The following is a 21,821-nucleotide window of genomic DNA, read 5'->3' on the forward strand; positions in this document are numbered from 1 at the left end:
TGATTAAACAGAATTTTGTTAGTCTATGTTGGTTTTTTATATAATTTTGATTATTCTACATACAAAACTAAACCTTTTAGATACTCCCCTTCAGGATGATAAATGTTAATTGGGTGATCTGCAGGTTGAGTAAGTTGGTGAAGAATTTGTACTTTTCTACCGCTTATTGCTGCAGCACTGAAAACTGCCAGACGGAATTGCTCTTTGGAGATAACCTGGGAACATGAAAACGTAAATAGAATACCTCCCTTAGCGATTTTTGCGAATGCTGAATGATTCAGCTTTTTATATCCCTGAAGTGCATTATTAACAGCTCCTCTATGTTTAGCGAAAGCAGGAGGATCAAGTACAATCAGATCATATTTACCATCGGGTATTTCATTTAAAAACCTGAATGCATCTTCCGAATATGAATTATGACGCGGTTCATCGCCAAAATTTAGTTGCACATTCTGATCTGTGATCGATATTGCCTTAGAAGAGCTGTCAACAGAATCCACTATGGCAGCGTCACCTCTGAGTGCATATACAGAAAATCCACCTGTATAGCTAAACATGTTAAGTACGTTGCGCCTATGTGAGTATTTTTCGAGAAGAGTGCGATTCTCTCTCTGATCAATAAAGAAACCTGTTTTTTGCCCCTTTAGCCAGTCAATTTTGAATTTCAGTCCATTTTCAACCGCAATATCATCAACATCTGCTCCACCAAAAATATATGAGTCTTCCGGATCAATATCAGCCTTAAAAGGCAAGGTCCCTTCCGATTTATAAAATATGTTTTTAAGATTATCAGAACCATAAACAGTTCTCAATGCTTCTGAGATTTTCTCTCTGTCACTGTGCATTCCTACAGAGTGAGCCTGCAGCACTGCAGTATTACCGTATATATCAATTATTAATCCCGGAAGATTATCTCCTTCACCATGAACAAGGCGGTATGTATTATTTTCAGAATTAATTAATCCGATATGTTTACGCATTTTATAGGCTTCAGAAAGACGCTCTATGTAGTAATCTACATTTATAACAACATCTTTAAACGATAAAATACGAACTGAGATACTCCCTATCTGATAATGCCCTACACCAAGAAATTCTTTTTCATGTGACAACACTTTGACTATCTCGCCTTCCTCTATTTCTTTGGATTTATATGCTACTGCACCTGAAAACACCCATGGATGAAATCTTTTTAAAAATTCATCTTTTTTGGGTTTCAGAACAACTTCTTTGTAGGTATTCATATGAATTATATATTTAATTTATTGGAGTATTATCTATTGTTTCTTTCTATTGTTATTCTTCTTAGATTGAGTTAGATAATTATATATTTTCAGACAAGCCCAGGCATCTATGGCGGCATAGGACTGTTGTGCCGGAGTTAATTCAGCTGCTTCCCAGTTAGAAAGTCTCTGACTTTTTGATATTTTTTTTCCAAATATGATTGCATAAATCTTTTGCAGGCTGTTATCTTCTATACCGAACTTATCTACAAAAAGTTGAAGGTCGATGAAGTTTTGTGGTTTCTTTCCAGTTCTTTTACGCAGTGCGGCAAAATCATCTCTAAGAGAAAGTCCAATTTTCTTAACTGACTCATTACACAATAACTTCTCAAGTGATTCCGGGTAGCCAATTTTATTAAGCCTGAATAAAAAACACTCATCTTCTGTTGCAAGCTGAAGCAAGGCAACATTATTAACCTGACCGCGTTTAAAAGCAGGCTTAGTTTCGGTATCGAATCCCAGAGCAGATTTAGTAGAAAGATATGCAACAGCATTGTCTACTTCAGCCGGATGATCTATAACATAAATTTCTCCTTCAAAATTTACCTTTTCCAACTCTGCCAACTCCTGTTTAGTAATAGTTAATCCCACGAATCCTCCATATTTAAGAAATCATCATAATCTTCATTTTCAAACTCTCTGCTTTTGATTGAATGTAATGGGCGTAAAACATTTACAAGCTTTTGACCCCAATATGTGCGAAAATTTACAGTGCAGATATTTATTGCACTCTGCATCTGCTCTGTGAGCTCCATCTGATATACAGAAACAAAATTCCTTACATCCTGATAAATATCAGCAATGTTTTCAGAAACAGTAGCAGAAATAGGTCTTTCGCTATACTTCATTTCATCCATAAAAACATCAAGATAAACATCCTCTTCTCCCATAATTTCACTTATCGTATAAGCAACCCTTGCATAATCTTCTTCACGAACGAAAGGTGCAGGTGGCTCCTCAAAAGTTTCTATTGTATCCGGGAGCATAGATGCCTTCATATACATAAGTGGAAGAATTTTAAGCATCTTGTCGATCCATTCTGAACGGGAAAGCTTTTCTTCTGCCTCAAGATATGAACAAAAATTGACTGCCACAGTCAGAAATTCAATTACGTTTTTATCATAAATTATTTCATCTATGTCACGTTTTTTCATATTATAAAAATTCATTAAGATGTCATTTGGTCAACCATCTGTATGAACAAAAGTACATAATATTTTCGATAATGATATAAAGTGAACATCAACTATCACCTCATACATTCATATAGTTTAAAAAAAATCCCAAACATTTTGTGAATACGTTTAAAAACAATATCTTTGCATCTGAAATGAATGAGGGGAAGCAGGAAAAATGGCTTCCTTTTTTATTCAATACATACCAAATTTATGGTTGATAAAAAAGAACTTGTCAATATTGTCGAGGAGTATCTTAAAGATTCATCGAATTACCTGGTGGATGTCATTTTGGGTACTGGTAATTCTATTACGGTAGAAATTGATAATGATAATGGAGTAGATATTGACGATTGTGTAGCACTGAGCAGAGACATTGAGTCTAAATTAGATCGTGAATCGGAAGATTTCGAACTGACAGTAACCTCAGCAGGACTGACATCGCCTTTTAAAACAATACGTCAGTATAAGAAGTATGAAAACAAAGAAATTGAGGTAGTAGACAAAAAAGGTGTTAAACTGGCTGGAGTTCTAAAATCATCAGATGACAACGGGTTTACTATAACGGTGATCAAAAAGGTTAAACCTGAGGGAGCCAAACGTAAAATGGAAATCGAAGAGGATATCCATTACAAGTTTGATGAAGTAAAATATACAAAATATCTTTTAAGATTTTAATAACACATGGGCAAGAAGAAAGAATCCATAAGTCTCATAGATACATTTTCTGAATTTAACGAGCTGAAAAATATCGATAAGGCTACACTTATCAGCGTTCTGGAAGAAGCATTCAGAACTGTAATTTCCAAGTCACTTGGTACTGACGAAAATTACGACATAATTATTAACCCTGATAAGGGTGACCTTGAAATATGGCGTAACAGAGTAATTGTTGAGGATAATGAACTGGTGGATCCAAACATGGAAATTAAGCTTTCAGAAGCTTTAAAGATTGATGAGGATTTTGAAGTAGGTGAAGAGGTAACAGACGAGGTGCCACTTGAGCATTTTGGTCGCCGCACCATACTTAATCTAAGACAAACACTTTCTTCTAAGATACTGGAACTTGAGAAAGATAATTTATACAATCTGTATAAAGAAAAGGTTGGAGAGATTGTATCTGGAGAGGTATATCAGGTATGGAAGAAAGAACTCTTACTTCTTGATGATGATCATAATGAACTCATACTACCAAAAACTGAGCAGATTCCAAGTGATTTCTTCCGTAAAGGAGAGCATGTCCGTGCAGTAGTTGCCAGAGTGGAGAATAAAAACAACAACCCTAAAATTATACTTTCACGTACATCTCCAGTATTTTTAGAACGTTTATTTGAACAGGAAATACCTGAGATTGCAGACGGATTAATAACAATAAAAGGTATTGCCCGAATTCCTGGTGAACGTGCAAAAGTGGCTGTTGAAGCTTATGATGACAGAATAGATCCTGTTGGTGCCTGTGTAGGTATGAAAGGATTTCGTATTCATGGTATAGTTCGTGAATTGCGCAATGAAAATATTGACGTAATTAACTATACAAACAATACTTCTCTGTATATACAGCGTGCTCTGAGCCCAGCAAAAATCAATTCAATTACAGTTAAAGAGGAAGAACACCGCGCAGAGGTTTTCCTTAATCCTGAAGAGGTTTCACTGGCAATTGGCAAAGGGGGTGCAAACATTAAACTTGCATCTATGCTTACTGGGTATAATATTGAGGTGTTCAGAGATATTGATGAAGTGGATGAAGAGGACATTTACCTGGATGAGTTTCGCGATGAAATTGATGGCTGGGTAATTGATCAGCTAAAGAAGATTGGATGTTCTACAGCCAAGAATGTACTTGCAACAAGCAGGGAAAGGCTGATCAGAGAGGCTGATCTAGAAGAGAGTACAGTAGATGAAGTTCTTGCTATTCTTCGATATGAATTCGAGGATGAAGAAGATTCTGAAGAATTTGATGATTCTGCTGATATTGATTTAAATGAGGCGCAGGAGCCGGAAATAGAGGATGATAATGTGGAGGAATAATTTAAATCGTTTCACATTGTAAAATCAACAAAAAAAGAGTAAGGTTAGAAGATATATATATGCCTATTAGACTAATTAAAGTTTCGAAAAATTTAAATGTGGGAATTAACAGTCTTGTTGAGTTTCTGCACAAGAAAGGTATTGAAATAGAAGCAAATCCGAATATTAAGATTGAGGATGAGCACTATGATATACTGATCGCTGAATTTGGCAAGGATAAGAATATCCGGAAAGAGGCTACAGAAACACGTGAAAAGATGCATCGTCGTGATGATAAGCGTGAAACTGTAGCTATAGAAGGTTATGAATTGCCAGAAGATAATGTTTCTAAAAAAGCTGTTGAAAAAGAGACTATTGAAACAGAAGTTCCACAAGAACTGAAACCACAGGTAAATGTGATTGGCAGTATCGATCTTGATAAACTGAATAAGAAAAAAACAGAACCTAAAAAGAGCGTATCAAAAGTTGAAAAAGCTCACAAGGAAGAAGAAGTTCAGACTCAAGAAAACATTCAACCTAAAATTGAAGTAAAAGAAGAAATTGTTGCAGAAACTCCTGTAAAAGAAGAGCCTAAAGTTGAAGCTACTGCTAAAAAAGAGAGCAAAATTGAAGAGGTTGCTGAAGAAAAACTGATACCACAAGTAGATTCGGCTCCAGAAGTAGTAAAAGAAACAGCATCAAAGAGTAAACCAGTAGCGGAGGTTAAAGAAGAGGTTAAAACTAAAACTTCTGCTGAAACTAAACAGAAAACTGAAGTTGAAGAAACAGTAGAAAAAGCAGCTGAGACAGACAGTAAAATTGATACTGAATCAAAACCTTCAATTAAAAAAGAAATTAAAGAACAAGAAATATATTCTAAGGACGAAGAAGAAGTGAACGTAAAAACTGTTGAAATTAAAGCTGCTGAAGAAACAGAACTGGAGGTTGACAAAAACATTGAAGGTGAACAGGAAAAAGTATCAGAGGATACTACTACTGCTGCTGAAGGTTCCAGGTCGGAAAAGGTATTCCGATTACATAAAAATAAACTGGAATCGAACATAGTAGTAAAAGGCTCCATTGATTTAAGTACAATTAATGACCGTACTCGTCCACCTAGAAAATCCCGTGCTCAACGCAAAAAAGAACGCCTTGAAAGAGAACAGAAGCTCCTCGATAGCAAAAAACTGAAAGAAGAAAAAGTTAAACTTCTGAAGAAAGAGGCAATTGACGAAAAGAAGAAACATATAGATGATGCTGAAGCTACAGAAGACAGCAAAAAGAAAAAACGTAAAAGAATACGTTCTAGTAAAGTAAATATAGATAAACCTGCAACATTTAACCAGACACCAAGAAGCGACAGAAGAGCTACACTTAGAAAGCCAATTAAATCGGAGGTTAGTGAAGAGGATGTGCAGAAACAGATTAAAGAAACATTAGCACGACTAACTGCAAAAAGAGGCAAGAAAGGTGGGGCCAAATATCGTCGAGAGAAACGTGAAGCAAGTGCAACAAGACAAAGAGAGGAACTAAAACAGCAGGAAAGAGAAAGCCGCATATTGCAGCTTACTGAATTTGTAACTGCAAATGACCTTGCCAACATGATGGATGTATCCGTGACAGATGTTATATCTACATGTATGAGTCTTGGCGTTATGGTGGCTATAAACCAGCGTCTTGATGCTGAAATTATTAACCTTGTTGCTGAAGAATATGGTTTCAAAACAGAATATGTAAGTGCAGATGTTATTGAAGCAATAGCCGAAGAGGAAGATGATCCTAAAGATCTGGTACCTCGCTCTCCTATTGTAACGGTGATGGGGCACGTAGACCACGGAAAAACATCACTTCTTGACAGTATCAGAAGTACAAATGTTATTGCCGGTGAAGCAGGTGGTATTACTCAGCATATTGGTGCTTATAATGTAGAACTATCAGATGGTAGAAAAATCACATTCCTCGATACTCCGGGTCACGAAGCATTTACTGCTATGCGTGCTAGAGGAGCTAAGGTTACAGACGTAGCTATAATAATTATTGCAGCAGACGACAATGTGATGCCTCAGACAGTTGAAGCGATCAACCATGCCGGTGCAGCAGGAGTTCCGATAGTATTCGCAATTAATAAGGTAGATAAACCAGGAGCTAATCCTGAAAAGATTAAAGAGAAACTGGCCGAGATGAACTACCTTGTTGAGGACTGGGGAGGTAAATATCAGTCACAGGAAATCTCAGCAAAGAAAGGTACTGGAATTCGCGAACTGTTGGAAAAAGTAATTCTTGAAGCTGATTTGCTAGAGCTTAAGGCAAATCCTAATCGTAAGGCAACAGGTTCGATAATTGAGTCTGAGCTTGATAAAGGTCGTGGTTACATCGCCACTGTACTGGTAGAAAACGGAACATTGAGACAGGGAGATATTGTAATTGCTGGAGCTTATTTTGGTCGCATTAAAGCGATGTTTAATGAGCGCAATCAGCGAATAACCGAAGCTGGTCCTTCAGAGCCGGCACTTATCCTGGGACTTAATGGAGCACCTCAGGCTGGAGATACATTCAATGTTATGGATACTGAGCAGGAAGCACGTGCAATTGCTAATAGAAGAGAGCAATTACAGCGTGAACAGTCTATGCGTACACAGAAATTACTTACACTTGATGATATCGGCAGAAGAATTGCAATCGGTAACTTCCAGCAATTAAATATAATCGTGAAAGGTGACGTGGACGGTTCAGTAGAAGCTCTTTCTGACTCACTTATTCGTCTGTCAACAGAAGAAATACAGGTAAATGTAATTCATAAGGCAGTGGGACAGATTTCAGAGTCTGATATTACACTAGCTGCAGCATCAGAAGCAATTATAATCGGATTCCAGGTACGTCCATCACTAAATGCACGTAAAGAAGCTGAAAAAGAGGGTGTTGATATACGACTCTACTCAATCATATATGATGCTATTGAAGAGGTTACTGCTGCAATGGAAGGTATGCTTTCACCTGATATTAAAGAAGAGGTAACAGGAAACGTAGAAGTACTGGAAGTATTCAAAGTATCTAAAATTGGTGCTGTAGCCGGTTGTATGGTACGTGACGGAAAGGTGAAACGCTCAAGTAAGATTAGACTAATTCGTGATGGAATTGTTGTCTACACCGGAGAAATTGATTCTCTTAAACGTTTTAAAGATGATGTTAAAGAGGTCACTTCAGGCTACGAATGTGGAATAACAATACATAATTTCAACGATATAAAAGTGGGTGATATAATTGAAGCTTATGAGGAGATAGAAGTAAAGAAAACTTTATAAGAAAAAATATTCATTTCATTAATAATATGTTTATGAGAAAAATAAAACTTTTAGGTCTTTGCTTGTTTATAGTGGCATTTAGTGGTAAGGTCTTTTCTCAAGATTTTAATCAAACACAAAATTTTGGCCAACAGCAAAATATTCAGCAGATAAAGATAGGATTTGTAAACTCAAATGATATTCTTAAAGAATTTCCTGAAAAGAATCAGGCTACTGAGCAATTGCTTAACTTAAGTAAAGAGTATGAAAGTGAATTACAGTTAATGCAGAGTGAGTATAACAAGAAATATTCCGACTATATCACTTATCAAGCATCTCTAGCAGAAAATATCAAACTACGCAGAATGCAGGAGCTAACTGAACTGGAGAACAGAATTCAGGAGTTCATGAGTATGGCCCAAAAAGATATTGAATATCAGGAAAAAGAAAAACTTGAACCATTACAGCAGAAGATTAAGGAAGCTATCAGACAGGTAGGTATTGAGCGTAATTATACAGTAATTTACGATTTAGCCAATCCTGGAATAGCCTTTGTTTCTCCTCTTGCTGAAGATGCCAATATTTACGTAAAACAAAAGTTAGGTATCAAATAAGTGGTAGCAGGTGGAAAAGACAGATCCCGATAGATCAGGTGCAGTCGGAATTTTTGATTCCGGCTACGGTGGACTCACGGTATTATCGGGAATAAAATCAGTTTTGCCTGAATACGACTATATATATCTTGGAGATAATGCCAGAGCACCCTATGGAAACCGTTCATTTGAAAGAGTATATGAGTTTACACTCGAAGCTGTAAAATGGTTTTTTAAACAGGGATGCCATCTTGTTATACTGGCATGCAATACAGCATCTGCAAAAGCACTTCGTACCATTCAGCAGGTAAATCTGCCTCAGATTGATCCTGACAAAAGAGTTCTTGGCGTAATACGCCCAACTGCAGAGCAGATAGGACTCGCTTCTAAAAGCGGACATATTGGCGTAATGGGGACAGAAGGCACTATTCAATCAAAATCTTATCAGATTGAGATATCAAAACTGCATCCTCATATAACTGTTATCGGTGAAGCTTGCCCTATGTGGGTTCCATTAGTGGAAAACAGAGAGTATGATAAACCGGGTGCAGATTATTTCATTAAACAACATGTGGATAATCTTTTAACCAGAGATCCTCAGATAGATACCATAATATTGGGATGCACACATTATCCTCTTTTAATGGAAAAAATAAGAAGGTATCTGCCTGAAAACATTTCTATAATTTCGCAAGGAGAAGTTGTAGCCTACAGTCTAAAAGATTATCTGAGAAGGCATCCTGAAATTGATGAAAAATGTACTAAAGGAGGTACTACACGTTACTTTACAACCGATTCACCTGACAAATTCACTCATCAGGCTTCAATATTTTTAGAAGAACAAATAGTTGCCGAATATGCAATGTTATAATTATTACTATGAACTGGTTTGATTTAACTATTCTTATTTTTCTATTGATAGCCTTGGTAAATGGCTATAAGAAAGGTTTTGTTATGCAATTGGTGGGACTGGCAACTATTGTACTCGCTGCAATATTCGGTGGTAAGCTAGCAGCTTCAATCCTTCCGGAGATTAACCGATTTATGGAGATCTCTCCAAGCTTTGCTAGAGTACTATCCTTTCTGATTGCCTTTGGACTTATTGCTGTTGTTATTTCACTGATAGGAAGACTTATCGAGAAGTTCATTGATTTAGTATCCTTGAGTTTCTTAAACAGGCTTTTGGGTTGTGTAATTGCGTTAGGAACAATAATGGTAATTTTAAGTATCGTCTTGAACCTGGTACTTATGCTTGATAAGAGAGAAAACATTATTACTAAAGAGATAAAACAGGAGTCTTTTTTCTTCGAACGTGTTGAAGCAGTTGTTCCAGCAATTGTTCCCTACTTGGATAAAGAGTTATGGGAAGAATTTATACCCGAAAATTATCGTAATGAGATAGAAAATAAAGGAGACAGTTTACTTCATGAAATGCCTGGTTATATCAATATTGATTCATCTTTTCAGCAAAGACATTTTAAGGTAGATTAGAGGTATGGCTATACATAATGAAGGAAAAAAACCACTGATCAGGATATTTATCGTTTTGCTTCTGATAAATGTCGTAATAACTTATTTTCTACCTGATACACTTTTCGCAGTAATAGTGTTAGCAGTTTCACTAATACTGTTTGGTTTGTCAATGAACTTTTACAAGAAGCCAAACAGAGAATATAAAGGTGATTTACATGGATTGGTAAATGCCCCTACAGACGGCAGAATAGTAGCAATAGAGAAAGTATTTGAGAAAGATTTTTTTAATGATGAGAGAATACAGATCTCCATTTTCATGACTTTCTTCAATGCCCATTCAAATTGGATTCCCGTATCAGGTAAAGTAGTTCATTGCTCTCATGTACCTGGTAATTTTTACGCTGCCTATCTGCCAAAATCAAGTACAGAAAACGAGCATTCAAACATATTAATCGAAACCCCTGAACATGGCACTATTCTCACTAAACAGATAGCAGGAGCTATTGCCCGCAGAATAGTAACATATGTAAAAGAGGGCGAGATTGTGCATATAGGCTCTCCTTTAGGATTTATCAAACTCGGTTCAAGGATGGATATTTATCTTCCCTTAGATAGTGAGATACTAGTAAATATTGGGGAAGAGGTCAGAGCTAATGTTACATTTCTTGCACGTTTAACCAAAGAAGAGAACAAATGAGAAAACATGTTCCAAATATCTTAACACTCCTAAACCTATTCTCTGGCTGTATTGCGATAACAATGGCCTTTAAAAGCAATTTTGAGGGAGTGGTAATCTGGGTCGCCATTGCAGCTCTTTTTGATTTTCTTGATGGGATGGCAGCAAGAATTCTAAAAACATTCTCTCCTCTTGGCAAGGAACTTGACTCATTAGCAGATGTGGTAAGTTTTGGAGTAGCTCCCGCAACTGCATTATTCATCTTGATGAATAATCACTTTCTTCTATACGTATCACCACATACAATAAGTCATTTCGCTCCTTATCTTTCTTTCATTATACCAATGTTTGCGGCTTACAGACTTGCAAAATTCAATATAGATGAGCGACAGTCTACTACATTTTTCGGTTTGCCTACTCCGGCGAACGGACTCTTCTGGATAAGTTATTGCTATGGTTTACATAAGCTAACACCATTAAACGATCTGATTTTCTACCTTACTATAATGTTGATTTTTCTGTTCTCATGGCTGATGATTTCAGAAATTCCAATGTTCTCACTTAAGATTAAAAAGTTGACAATCAAAGGAAATGAAAGACAACTCTTACTGGTTGCCCTGTTCATAATATTCACATCACTATGGGGTATTTCAGGACTTGCAGGAGTGATAACTATGTACATAATAATCTCAGTATTTACAACAGGCATATCGAGCCGAAGCGTTAAATAATTAAATAAAGTTGAAAGGTTCAAAGTAAACATTGTATCTTTACTAAATATAAAAGTATTATATACTTATGGGTATTCTAATAAAATTTTTCTTATTCTTCGTATTTATATACCTTATACTTAAAGGTCTTGTGGCTTTCGTATTAGGTGGCAAAAGATCCGGTAAATCAAATCCATACAGACAATACAGATCTCGGCCTGAGCAGCCCAAACAGCCTGAATCACAGGAGGATCGTATCATTGAGTACCAGAAAAAGACATTTGAATCTACCGAAGCTGAAGATGCCGAGTTTATTGAGATAAATGAAAAATAACGGAACAGAGCTATTTACTTTATTATTGGAAAATCATTAACATCATATACTAAAAAACATGACTGATATTTTTGACAGACTGAAAAGTGTTCAGGGACCACTTGAGCAGTATCGCAGAAAAGCTGAAGGCTATTTTATGTTTCCTGAGTTAGAGGGAGAAATAGGACCAAGAATGATATTCCATGGTAAAGAGGTTATAACATGGAGTTTGAACAACTACCTCGGTCTTGCCAATCATCCCGAAGTGCGTGAAGCTGATGCTAAAGCTGCAGCCGATTGGGGTATGGCTTACCCCATGGGTGCCAGAATGATGTCTGGACAAACAAAATATCACAAAGAACTTGAAGAACGACTAGCCAGATTTGAGAAAAAGGAGGCAGCTTATCTGCTTAATTATGGCTACCAGGGAATGGTTTCAATACTCGACTCATTAGTTTCAAGAAACGATGTAATTGTATATGATTCAGAATGTCATGCCTGCATTATGGATGGTATTTTCCTTCATAAAGCAAAGGGTGGCAAGAGTTATGTATTCCCACACAACGATATGGAACGTTGTGAAAAGATGCTAGGTTTTGCAACAACAAAAGCAGAAGAGAACGGTGGAGGAATACTTCTTGTAACAGAAGGTGTTTTTGGAATGTCTGGAGGATTGGGCTACTTGCCCGGAATAGTTAAGCTAAGGGAGAAATTCAACTTCAGAATAATGATAGACGATGCACATGGATTTGGTACAATGGGTGAAACAGGTGCCGGCACAAGTGAGCATTTTGGACTAATGGACGAGGTTGATATCTATTTCTCAACATTTGCAAAATCCATGGCAGGCATTGGCGCTTTTGTAGCTACAGACAAGGATATTATTGATTCACTCAAATACAATATGCGCTCACAAATATTTGCCAAGTCTCTTCCTATGCCGATGGTTATAGGAGCACTCAAGCGCCTTGATATTCTGCAGAATCAGCCACAACACAAAGAAAATCTTTGGAAAGTAGCCAAAATGCTTCAGAATGGATTGATTGAAGAAGGATTCAATATCGGTGATACCGAGTCACCCGTTACTCCTGTATATGTAAAAGGAAATGTAGCTGAAGGAACAAATGTGGTAGTCGACCTGCGTGAAAACCATGGAATATTCTGTTCAATTGTTGCATATCCTGTGGTTCCTAAAGATGTACTAATGCTCAGACTTATTCCCACAGCTGCACATACAGTAAAGGAAGTAGAAGAGACAATCAAAGTTTTCAAAATTATAAAATCAAATCTCGAAGCCGGAAAATATAAATCCGAAGAGATGCCGTCGATGTCAGTCGAATAAAAAAACATACCAGATGCTACGAGTAAAAGTTCAGCATAAGTACAAGTTAACCTGTACCAAATGCGGTTACGTAACACCCAACTTCTGGACATGGTTTGATCAAAACCAGCAATGTCCAAAGTGTGGTAGTAAACATTCGGAAGTATCATACAACAGAAGGTACCAGAGGTTGCCCCGTATCATGAAACGTGAACCGGACAGCTTCTGGCACTATTTCCCATACCTCCCTCTTTTACGCAGAAGACACATAATCTCACTTAAAGAAGGCGCTATACCTGTTGAAAAATGGACTTTCCTTGAGGAGTTTGCAAAAGAAAAATTTGGATTGAACATCAATGTTCATGTCTACCGTAACGATCTAAATGGTGGAACAGGCACATTTAAGGATATTGCTGCTTCTTTAGCGGCAAGTCTCTTTAAAGAAATAGGAATAGATCAATATTGTATCGCTTCTACAGGTAACTCTGCAACAGCCTATGCCAAATATCTTTCCATGGCAAAAGTAAACTGCTCGGTTTTCATGCCCGAAGATACTTTAAAAGCCTCTGAAGCAACTATCAGCTCATACGGACAGCAGGTGTTCAAGGTGCTTGGCGACTATGCCAAAGCAAAGGAGATTGCTGCAGGCTACGCCAGGATACATAATATACCTATGTCAACAGGCAATATCGACCCAATACGAATTGAAGCAAAAAAGACAATGGTGTTCGAGTGGATACGTCAGATGGACAAATTTCCTGATGTATACATTCAAGCTATTAGCGGAGGAACAGGGCCTCTTGCCATAGATAAAGGTATCAGAGAGTTAAAGGGAATATATCCTGAACTTAAGAATCCACGATTTCTGCTTGTTCAGACAGATGGGTGCGACCCTATGGTACAAGCCTGGGAGAAAGCTGAAAAAGAAGGATTTCCGGAAGGATTCGAAAAAGAATACCCCATTATAGATAACCCACAGACAGAGGTTCCAACACTTGCAACGGGTAATCCGGCCACATATCCAATACTAGCAAAGCTAGTTCAGAAAACAGGTGGAAGTTTTCTCAGAATGCATGAGAGCAAACTGCTTTCTGTAGGTAAAATTATGGCATATGAGAAGAAGGTGATACCGGGACCCGCATCGGCAGTTTGTATGGCTGGTTTCTTCATAGCACTGAAAAAGAATAAAATCAAAGATGGAGAGACTGTACTAATCAACTTAGGCGAGGGTGCAAATCGCGCACCTTACTTTTTGGAACAGATGATTTATACAACTAAGAGTGTAAATAGTGTGGAAGATTGTGCACCTCACCATATTGAAGACTTCCGCACCAAACTATGGAATGATATTCTGGAAGGTTAATGCAAAACAGTAAAACAATATGGATTACAGGAGCCTCGTCAGGAATTGGCGAAGCTTGTGCATATCAATTCGCTAAGGAGAAGTTTAATCTTATACTTACTGCAACACGTGTTGACAAGCTGCAAGAGGTGCAATGTACATGTGTTAATCTGGGCGCACGTTGTGTCATAATTCCATACGACCTGTCCGATCTCGAAAACATTGATGAACTAACCGACAATGCATTAGCCGCTTTTGGCAAAATTGATACACTCTTTTTAAATGCAGGCATCAGTCAGCGCTCTAAAACACTCGATACCTCATTCTCCGTAGATGAAAAAATAATGAATGTCAACTTCTTTGCACCGGTAAAGATAACTAAGCGTATTTTACCATCAATGATAGAAAACGGAGGAGGCACAATAGCGGTAACCAGCAGTATCTCAGGAAAATTCGGATTTCCTCTGCGTTCAGCTTATGCATCATCAAAGTTTGCTGTTTACGGATTCTTTGAAACAGTACATGCTGAGTATTACGACAACAATATACGCGTTGTGATTGTATGCCCCGGCCGCATCAAAACAAACATATCATACAATGCTCTGGAGGCTGATGGCAGCAAGCATGCCAAAATGGATGAAGGGCAAAACAGCGGAATGTCAGCAGAGAAAGCGGCAAAAAAGATAGTAAAAGCAATTATAAAGCAAAAACCAGAAGTGCTTGTAGGTGGTAAAGAACTCCTGATGGTATATATCAAACGGTTCCTGCCCGGATTATCCAGAAAGATGGTCAGAAGAGTCAGTTCAACTTAATAATACATTCTGTATAAATCATTGAAAGGAAAATAAATTCGCAACTCTACAGTAAATTAATTTTATGTTCTAACTGTAATCCTTTCAATGAAGAAAATAAAAGGAGATTAAAACAATGAAAGAAAATTATATAATATCCGGAATTCAACAGATTGGTATTGGAGTAGAGAATTTTGCTGAAGCTTGGAGGTACTACATCGAAGTATTTAATATGGATATCCGAATCCTTGAAGATGATAAAGTAGCAGAGCTGATGCTTCCATATACAGGAGGCAAACCTCAGAAGCGAAGAGCAGCAATAGCACTCAACCTTCAGGGAGGTGGTGGTTTCGAGATATGGCAGTACTCAGATCGCAAACCCAAACCTGCTGATTTCGAGATTCAGGCAGGCGATCTTGGAGTATTTGCTGCAAAGATAAAAAGCAAGGATGTAGAAAAGACATACGAGCTCTTTAGTAAAAAACCCAATATTAACCTGTTAGGGAAACCCGAAATCAGTATCGATGGTAATAAAACCTTTTTCATGAAAGACCCCTATGGAAATATCTTTCAGATTGTTCATGACACAACAATATACAGAAATGAGGGTCGTTTAACCGGAGGAATAGTTGGAGCAATGATTGGAGTTACAGACATAGAAAAAGCAATGCCAATCTACCGCGACATCCTTGGATATGATATAGTTATAGCAGATGAAACCGGCACCTTTAATGATATAAAAGTACTCCCTTCCGGCGAGGGACAATTCCGTCGCCGCATACTTTCACACAGTAAACCGCGACAAGGCAGTTTCAGTGAACTATTTGGAAAATCATACATAGAGCTGGTGCAACCCCGCGAACGTACACCCCGTAAGATATATGAAGGTCGCTTCTGGGGCGATCCAGGTTTTATACAAATCTGCTTTGATGTACGCAACACAGACGTCTTAAGAAAAAAGTGCGAAGAGATGGGCTACCCATTTACAGTTGACAGCTCACAAAGTTTCAAGGAGGGAGAATCGTTCGACATGGGAGAAGCTGCAGGTCAGTTTGCCTATATCGAAGATCCCGATGGCACACTCATAGAGTTAGTTGAAGCACACAAAATACCACTATTGAAAAAACTCAATCTCTATCTTGATCTCCGTAAACGTGATCCCAGAAAACCACTGTCAAAGAAAATGCTGGGGATGCTTAGATTTATGAAGGTCAAACCTGAAAGCTTATAGAATAATCCGAGAACTTATAGGAGAATAAACATCTCTTATAACACAATTTCACCGCCGTTTCTCAGTTATATAGATAATGGAGAAACGGTGGTGAAATTTAGTAATAACCATACAGTTGTGCGTGGCAAACAGATCACATGCACATTAATTTTATTGCAGGATACAATAACGGACCTTTTAACTCGTTAGAAATACAACCGGTAGTATGTTTGCTTATTCAAACTTACAGATAAGGTTCCTAAGAATCCATATATGCTGGGATTAATAGAAGTTATGGTTACAAGCATACGACTTTTATAGAGAATAAACTATAATATAAACATGAGGAAATATTTTTTATTGTTGCTGATAATCACTCTAACCTATTCATGTGGTGGTGGAAGAATGGGGAGAATTGGAACAATTGGCGGAGAACTTACTGGTGTACCTGTGGGCAGAGTCTGGGATGAGCCAACACCATATAATATGGTATTAGTTTCCCGTGGAGCCTATACAATGGGTCCCGGCGAGATTGATTCTCTCTGGGGAATTAATATCCCAACACGCGGAGTCTCAGTTGATAACTTCTGGATGGACGAAACAGAAATCACCAACTCACAATATAAGCAGTTTGTCTACTGGGTACGCGACTCAATAATTCGTGAGCGGATGGCTGATCCCAGGTATGCGGGTGACGACTTCTACAAAATCACTGAAGATATCTATGGAGATCCTGTTACACCACATTTAAACTGGTCGATACCCATACCCTGGACCCGAAATACAGAGGAAGAAGAAGCAACCATAAACAGCCTCTACATCACACACCCAATAACAGGAGAAAAGATGCTTGATGGCAGTCAGCTTAACTTCCGCTACGAACTGTACGACGCTGCAGAGGCCGCAAAGAGCAAATACCGCAACGTATCAGGCAATGGCAGTACCCCAATCTTAATCTCAAAAGATACAGCATATATAGCACAGGATGGCTCAATTGTAAACGAAACAATTACACGCCCTTTCAGTAGTCACTACGACTTCGTACACACCTACATAGTTAACGTTTATCCCGACACAACATGCTGGATAAACGACTTTCACAATAGCAACAATGAGATATACATGCGTAACTACTTCTCAAATCCTGCCTATGCCCACTATCCTGTTGTAGGAGTATCTTGGCAGCAAGCCACAGCCTTTTGTGAATGGCGCACACTCTTCCTTCGCAGAAGCGTTAGCAGTGCAGGAGTACAGGTTGAAAAATACCGACTACCCACCGAAGCTGAATGGGAACTTGCGGCACGCAGTGGAAGCTCCGACAACATATACCCCTGGGGATCAGATGGAACATTAGCGGAAAATGGATGCTATCAAGCCAATTTTAGTCCCGGTGACGGTGCCTATGCCGCCGACAACTTCCTAATAACCGCACCTGTCAGAAGCTTCAAGCCAAATAATATAGGACTATATGATATGGCGGGCAATGTGGCAGAATGGACTTCAACCGCCTATAGCGAATCGGGCAATGAGCTAATGAGTAATATCAACCCGGAATACAGTTACAGTGCATCAGAAGATGCCCCTCCTTTTATGAAGAGGAAAGTTGTTAAGGGGGGATCGTGGAAAGACAATGCACTCTTTATCCGTGCCGATATGAGAGACTCTGAATATCAAAACAGAGGCAGGTCATATATAGGATTCCGCTGTGTCAGAACTCAAATACCCGGATCTCGATGATTTAAACAGAGATGAATAAGTAACAATCTGCTTAACTGCGTTGAATATGACAGTTTAAACAAGATTCAGAATTCTGCAGATAAACCATATGGATTAAAGACAATAATCATTAATGAAAGTAAAATGAACGCATATAAAAAATATAGAAACCGAATCGAGAAGTACCTGCAAACAGAGAGAGGCAAACGACTCATCAACTTCACCTACAGCATCGGTGCGGCAATCGTAATTCTCGGAGCCATGTTCAAATTGCTCCACTTCCCATATGGCAATGAACTTCTATTCATTGGAATGATAACAGAGGTAATAGTATTTACACTCTCAGCATTCGACACCCCCATAAGGGATTATAACTGGGACAGGATATTCCCGGCTCTCACATCAGATAACAGTGATGATCAGCCCAATATAAATATAAATTCCACAACAGAAAAAGTATTAAAAGATCAACAAACAGAAACATCTCATAAACCTGATGATCATCAACATTATAAAGAAACATATAAAACTTATGGGCAGTCGGCTTTCCCAGATAACCGAGTTGATATAACACCACAGAACGAGAAATACTCAAAACAACTTGAAGATCTCACTGCAGAAACAGAAAAGATGACAAAGCAGATACAGGAGCTTAACGACATATATGCTCGGATGCTAAAGGCGATGTCAGCCAATCGTGAGAAATAATTCAAAACTCAGCAAATGGCAGTAAACAGTCCCAATTCCCCCCGTCAAAAAATGATAAACCTGATGTATCTGGTTTTCATTGCCATGCTGGCTCTCAACGTGTCGGCAGAGGTACTCGACGGCTTTGGTCTGGTAGATAACAGTCTGCGCGACTCCTCCACCACCCTGTCCAGCAGGAATGATCTCATCCTGAATGAACTTGCACAGTACAAAGAGTTAAATCCTGAAAAGGCTGAAGAGTGGTACAACCGTGGCATGGAAGTACGCACAATGACCGATTCACTAACCAAATATATTCAGCAGCTCAAATATCTCATGGTCAGAGAAGCCGATGGCCGCAAAGCAGACATCAGTAACATCAGGCACAAAGATGATCTCGAAGCAGCATCAGTAGTAATGCTATCACCCGTAAAAGGAGAAGGTAAAAAGCTTAAAAACGCAATCGATAACTATCGCAACAACATCACCCAATTTGTTCATAACCCAGCACGCAGAGAAATAATAGAAAGGAGTCTGAGTACGCAAACATCAGGCAAAAGCTGGGAAGCATCACACTTCGAAAACATGCCACTTGCAGCAGCAGTAACAATACTCACTAAAATTGAAAACGATATCGTAACAGCCGAAGGCGAAGCCCTTGAAAACATCCTAAACAGTGTAGATGCAGGAGACTTTCGCGTTAATCAACTCAATGCATACCTCATTCCTGAGTCGGATATAGTCTTCCGTGGAAGCAATTACAGAGCCCGTGTGGTGCTTACAGCTGAAGATACAACCAAACAGCCACAGCTAATAATAAACAGCTCAGCAACCCCTGTAATTGAGGGAAACAACAGCTTCACACTTCCCGCCAACACCACTGGAACTTTCCCTATTGATGGCCATCTTGAAATCAGCGGAAACAACGGCACTGTAATCCGTCGAGATTTCCAAAGCAGCTATACAGTCATCGAGCCAATGGCAACAATTGCCCCCTCACTCATGAATGTGTTATATGCCGGAATCGAAAATGAGGTAAGCATATCAGTACCAGGAATTTCCCCACAAAATATAAGTGCTGTCATGACCAACGGAACAGTCACAAGAAGAGGAAATATGTGGTATGCAACACCATCACAAGTTGGTACAGATGCAACAATTACAGTAACAGTTACCACACCCTCAGGAGCGGCACAACAGCTAACCTCCAGAGAGTTCGGGGTAAGAGCACTGCCCGACCCCACTCCTTTCATTATATATAGGGATTCGGATGGCAAGCCTGTAACATTTAAGGGAGGAAGCATTGCAAAATCGGTACTAATCAATGCAGATGGAATAGAGGCAGCCATTGATGACGGAATTCTCAACATACCATTCAGAGTTACAGAATTTCGCACACTGTTCTTCGACTCAATGGGGAATGCAATTCCTGAAGTTTCCGACGGTAGTCGTTTCTCCCAGAGGCAGAGAGAGCAGATCAGGCGACTTTCGCGTGGAAGCTATTTCTATATTTCAGGCATTCGTGCTGCAGGTCCTGATGGAGTAGAGCGCGAAATTGCAGTTATTGAAGTTAGAGTAAACTGATAAAAAAAATGAATTTCGAAAACTCTGTCAATTATAACAGGTTCCACTCTATAAAGAGAGAAACATATCAAAAGAAATGACAACATTACATGCAATGAAAACAAAAATATTTGTAATTCTCCTGCTGGCAGCAACAGCACAGATCGCCTACCCACAAGAGACAGCCAGAGAAAGGATAGAACAGCGACGACAGGCAGAAGCCGCCAGAAGCAGTTCCACCAGCCAATACAACATCAGTCATAGTGAGGATGAGCTGACCTACATTCTCGAGAACTCACGATGGTCACGCATAATCTACCGTTACCTCGATCTCTCAAAACCTGAGAACTCACCTCTCCTATTATTTACTAAGATCTTTACCTTGCTGCAAAATAATGAGATAAAAGCTTATGAGTACCTCGATGGCCAAGAACTGTTCACCGAAGACTATCTCATTAACTTTACAGAGTTTACAGAACGGTTTGGTATTCAGTCGACCGACATACCGTTAGACGAAGTTCAGGGTTACTATCTCAAAGAGGTATATTACTTCGATACACCAACATCCAGTCTGCGCGTAACACCTTTAGCAATCTGCCCCATCATACAGAGATTCAACAACATCGAAGGCACCACCCGATACCCGCTTTTCTGGATTCCATACAGTGAAATAGCACCCCATGCCAAACAGATGCCGGTAATGCTTTCTCCCCTCAACAACAGTATAAGAGGCACTATCGACGACTTCTTCAGAGCCCGCAGATATAATGGGGAGATCTATAAAACAGGCAATCCCGGAAACAGAACCCTCTCTCAACAGACAACAACCCCTGAAGAGTTGAAAGCAGAACAAGAGAGGATAGAACAGGAGCTTATCGATTTTGAAAAAAGATTAAGGCAACAAGAGGTAAGTCAGTCACGACCAACAACCCCAAGATCAGTCGGCAACACCCGCAAATCAAACATAGTAGGCACATCACAGCAAACAATGCGAACAAGGCGATACTGACCTACTGTTAATTCAGCAATCATACCAAACCAAAACATCAGAAAAAACGTTTGGTCTGATATCCATTTAAAGTGATATCAAATATGAGCAACAGTAATCCCTCACAAACTAAATACACCGAACTGCTTCAGACACTGGAAAAGCGCTTCGAGAAAAACATAAATAGACATCCCGATCTCAAATGGGAAGAGGTACAAAAAAAACTTGAAAAGAGTCCCACCAAACTCCAAACACTCAGCCTGATGGAAGAAACCGGTGGAGAACCCGACGTAATAGGCTACGATCCCAAAACCAAAGAGTATATCTTTTGCGACTGCTCAACAGAGAGCCCAAAAGGTCGCCGCAGCCTCTGCTACGACGAAGCTGCACTTAAATCAAGGAAAGAGTACAAGCCCAAAGGCAGCGCCCTTGGCATGGCGGAGGAGATGGGTGTTGAGATGCTCAATGAAGAGCAATACAAAAAGCTTCAGGAGCTGGGCGATTTCGACAACAAAACATCCAGTTGGGTAACAGCACCAGACAGTGTGCGAGAGAGAGGAGGGGGACTATTTGGTGACAAACGATACGGTCGCACTTTCATCTACCACAATGGAGCCGAATCTTATTATGCTTCAAGAGGATTCAGAGCAATTATCAGAGTATAAATTACATAACCCATACGATAGATCCAG

At 39.0% G+C, this 21,821-nt stretch carries 21 protein-coding genes; 18 read left to right on the top strand and 3 right to left on the bottom strand.

From position 1 onward, the window contains the following. Positions 1-50 precede the first annotated feature (50 nt). Genes PHO43_RS06650 through PHO43_RS06660 form a run of 3 tightly spaced genes read right to left on the bottom strand, consistent with a single transcriptional unit; the run spans position 51 to position 2,437 of the window. The gene (locus tag PHO43_RS06650) at positions 51-1,244 is read right to left on the bottom strand and encodes a class I SAM-dependent rRNA methyltransferase (protein WP_288011697.1); all 1,194 of its coding nucleotides are present in this window, start codon (positions 1,242-1,244) and stop codon (positions 51-53) included. Between the two features lie 33 nt (positions 1,245-1,277). Next, on the bottom strand, positions 1,278-1,874 hold the full coding sequence (locus PHO43_RS06655) for a 3'-5' exonuclease (protein WP_045088988.1): 597 nt from the start codon (positions 1,872-1,874) through the stop codon (positions 1,278-1,280). Next, positions 1,865-2,437: a DUF5063 domain-containing protein gene (locus tag PHO43_RS06660; RefSeq protein WP_045090773.1), complete on the bottom strand. Its 573-nt coding sequence runs from the start codon at positions 2,435-2,437 to the stop codon at positions 1,865-1,867. The genes PHO43_RS06655 and PHO43_RS06660 overlap by 10 nt, the downstream gene beginning before the upstream one ends. 234 nt (positions 2,438-2,671) lie before the next feature. Here PHO43_RS06660 and rimP point away from each other — a divergent pair, with 234 nt between their 5' ends. From rimP to PHO43_RS06750, 18 genes are all read left to right on the top strand, one after another. Continuing rightward, positions 2,672-3,136, top strand: coding sequence for a ribosome assembly cofactor RimP (gene rimP, locus PHO43_RS06665; protein ID WP_045090772.1), 465 nt, complete (start codon positions 2,672-2,674; stop codon positions 3,134-3,136). 6 nt (positions 3,137-3,142) lie between these two features. Further along, positions 3,143-4,486: a transcription termination factor NusA gene (nusA, locus tag PHO43_RS06670; protein WP_074010745.1), complete on the top strand. Its 1,344-nt coding sequence runs from the start codon at positions 3,143-3,145 to the stop codon at positions 4,484-4,486. 59 nt (positions 4,487-4,545) lie between these two features. After that, positions 4,546-7,767 (top strand): translation initiation factor IF-2, encoded by a 3,222-nt coding sequence (gene infB / locus PHO43_RS06675; RefSeq protein ID WP_053826765.1) that lies wholly within the window; start codon positions 4,546-4,548, stop codon positions 7,765-7,767. A gap of 32 nt (positions 7,768-7,799) precedes the next feature. After that, positions 7,800-8,360 carry an OmpH/Skp family outer membrane protein gene (locus PHO43_RS06680; RefSeq protein WP_074010786.1) on the top strand — a complete coding sequence of 187 codons (561 nt, stop codon included), beginning with the start codon at positions 7,800-7,802 and terminating at the stop codon, positions 8,358-8,360. Between the two features lie 10 nt (positions 8,361-8,370). Beyond that, entirely contained in the window at positions 8,371-9,210 is an 840-nt protein-coding gene (murI, locus tag PHO43_RS06685; RefSeq protein ID WP_045088986.1) for a glutamate racemase, read from the top strand. A gap of 8 nt (positions 9,211-9,218) precedes the next feature. Beyond that, positions 9,219-9,830: a CvpA family protein gene (locus tag PHO43_RS06690; protein ID WP_045088985.1), complete on the top strand. Its 612-nt coding sequence runs from the start codon at positions 9,219-9,221 to the stop codon at positions 9,828-9,830. A 4-nt stretch (positions 9,831-9,834) separates the two neighbouring features. Beyond that, positions 9,835-10,509 carry a phosphatidylserine decarboxylase family protein gene (locus PHO43_RS06695; protein ID WP_053826768.1) on the top strand — a complete coding sequence of 225 codons (675 nt, stop codon included), beginning with the start codon at positions 9,835-9,837 and terminating at the stop codon, positions 10,507-10,509. Continuing rightward, a complete protein-coding gene (pssA, locus tag PHO43_RS06700) occupies positions 10,506-11,219 on the top strand; it encodes a CDP-diacylglycerol--serine O-phosphatidyltransferase (protein WP_045088983.1) in 714 nt (237 codons plus the stop codon). The genes PHO43_RS06695 and pssA overlap by 4 nt, the downstream gene beginning before the upstream one ends. A gap of 67 nt (positions 11,220-11,286) precedes the next feature. Further along, complete coding sequence (locus tag PHO43_RS06705; RefSeq protein ID WP_045088982.1) at positions 11,287-11,532, top strand: hypothetical protein; 246 nt, start codon at positions 11,287-11,289, stop codon at positions 11,530-11,532. A gap of 58 nt (positions 11,533-11,590) precedes the next feature. Continuing rightward, positions 11,591-12,853, top strand: coding sequence for an aminotransferase class I/II-fold pyridoxal phosphate-dependent enzyme (locus PHO43_RS06710; protein ID WP_045088981.1), 1,263 nt, complete (start codon positions 11,591-11,593; stop codon positions 12,851-12,853). Positions 12,854-12,866: 13 nt separating this feature from the next. Continuing rightward, the gene (locus PHO43_RS06715; RefSeq protein WP_045088980.1) at positions 12,867-14,195 is read left to right on the top strand and encodes a threonine synthase; all 1,329 of its coding nucleotides are present in this window, start codon (positions 12,867-12,869) and stop codon (positions 14,193-14,195) included. After that, positions 14,195-14,986 carry an SDR family oxidoreductase gene (locus PHO43_RS06720; protein WP_288011701.1) on the top strand — a complete coding sequence of 264 codons (792 nt, stop codon included), beginning with the start codon at positions 14,195-14,197 and terminating at the stop codon, positions 14,984-14,986. Before PHO43_RS06715 ends, PHO43_RS06720 begins: the two co-directional genes overlap by 1 nt. Positions 14,987-15,101: 115 nt before the next feature. Then, entirely contained in the window at positions 15,102-16,196 is a 1,095-nt protein-coding gene (locus PHO43_RS06725) for a VOC family protein (RefSeq protein ID WP_288011703.1), read from the top strand. 321 nt (positions 16,197-16,517) lie between these two features. Next, positions 16,518-17,912 (top strand): T9SS ring complex lipoprotein PorK/GldK, encoded by a 1,395-nt coding sequence (gene porK / locus PHO43_RS06730; protein ID WP_045088977.1) that lies wholly within the window; start codon positions 16,518-16,520, stop codon positions 17,910-17,912. A gap of 123 nt (positions 17,913-18,035) precedes the next feature. Then, positions 18,036-18,599, top strand: coding sequence for a type IX secretion system motor protein PorL/GldL (gene porL, locus PHO43_RS06735; RefSeq protein ID WP_288011706.1), 564 nt, complete (start codon positions 18,036-18,038; stop codon positions 18,597-18,599). Between the two features lie 15 nt (positions 18,600-18,614). Then, the gene (gene porM, locus PHO43_RS06740; RefSeq protein ID WP_288011708.1) at positions 18,615-20,162 is read left to right on the top strand and encodes a type IX secretion system motor protein PorM/GldM; all 1,548 of its coding nucleotides are present in this window, start codon (positions 18,615-18,617) and stop codon (positions 20,160-20,162) included. A gap of 76 nt (positions 20,163-20,238) precedes the next feature. Next, a complete protein-coding gene (gene porN / locus PHO43_RS06745) occupies positions 20,239-21,150 on the top strand; it encodes a type IX secretion system ring subunit PorN/GldN (protein ID WP_288011710.1) in 912 nt (303 codons plus the stop codon). 83 nt (positions 21,151-21,233) lie between these two features. Then, the gene (locus PHO43_RS06750; protein ID WP_288011711.1) at positions 21,234-21,794 is read left to right on the top strand and encodes a DUF4256 domain-containing protein; all 561 of its coding nucleotides are present in this window, start codon (positions 21,234-21,236) and stop codon (positions 21,792-21,794) included. Positions 21,795-21,821 lie beyond the last annotated feature (27 nt).

Origin of the sequence: Lascolabacillus sp., assembly GCF_028696275.1 — a bacterium.
Taxonomy (GTDB): domain Bacteria; phylum Bacteroidota; class Bacteroidia; order Bacteroidales; family Dysgonomonadaceae; genus Proteiniphilum; species Proteiniphilum massiliensis.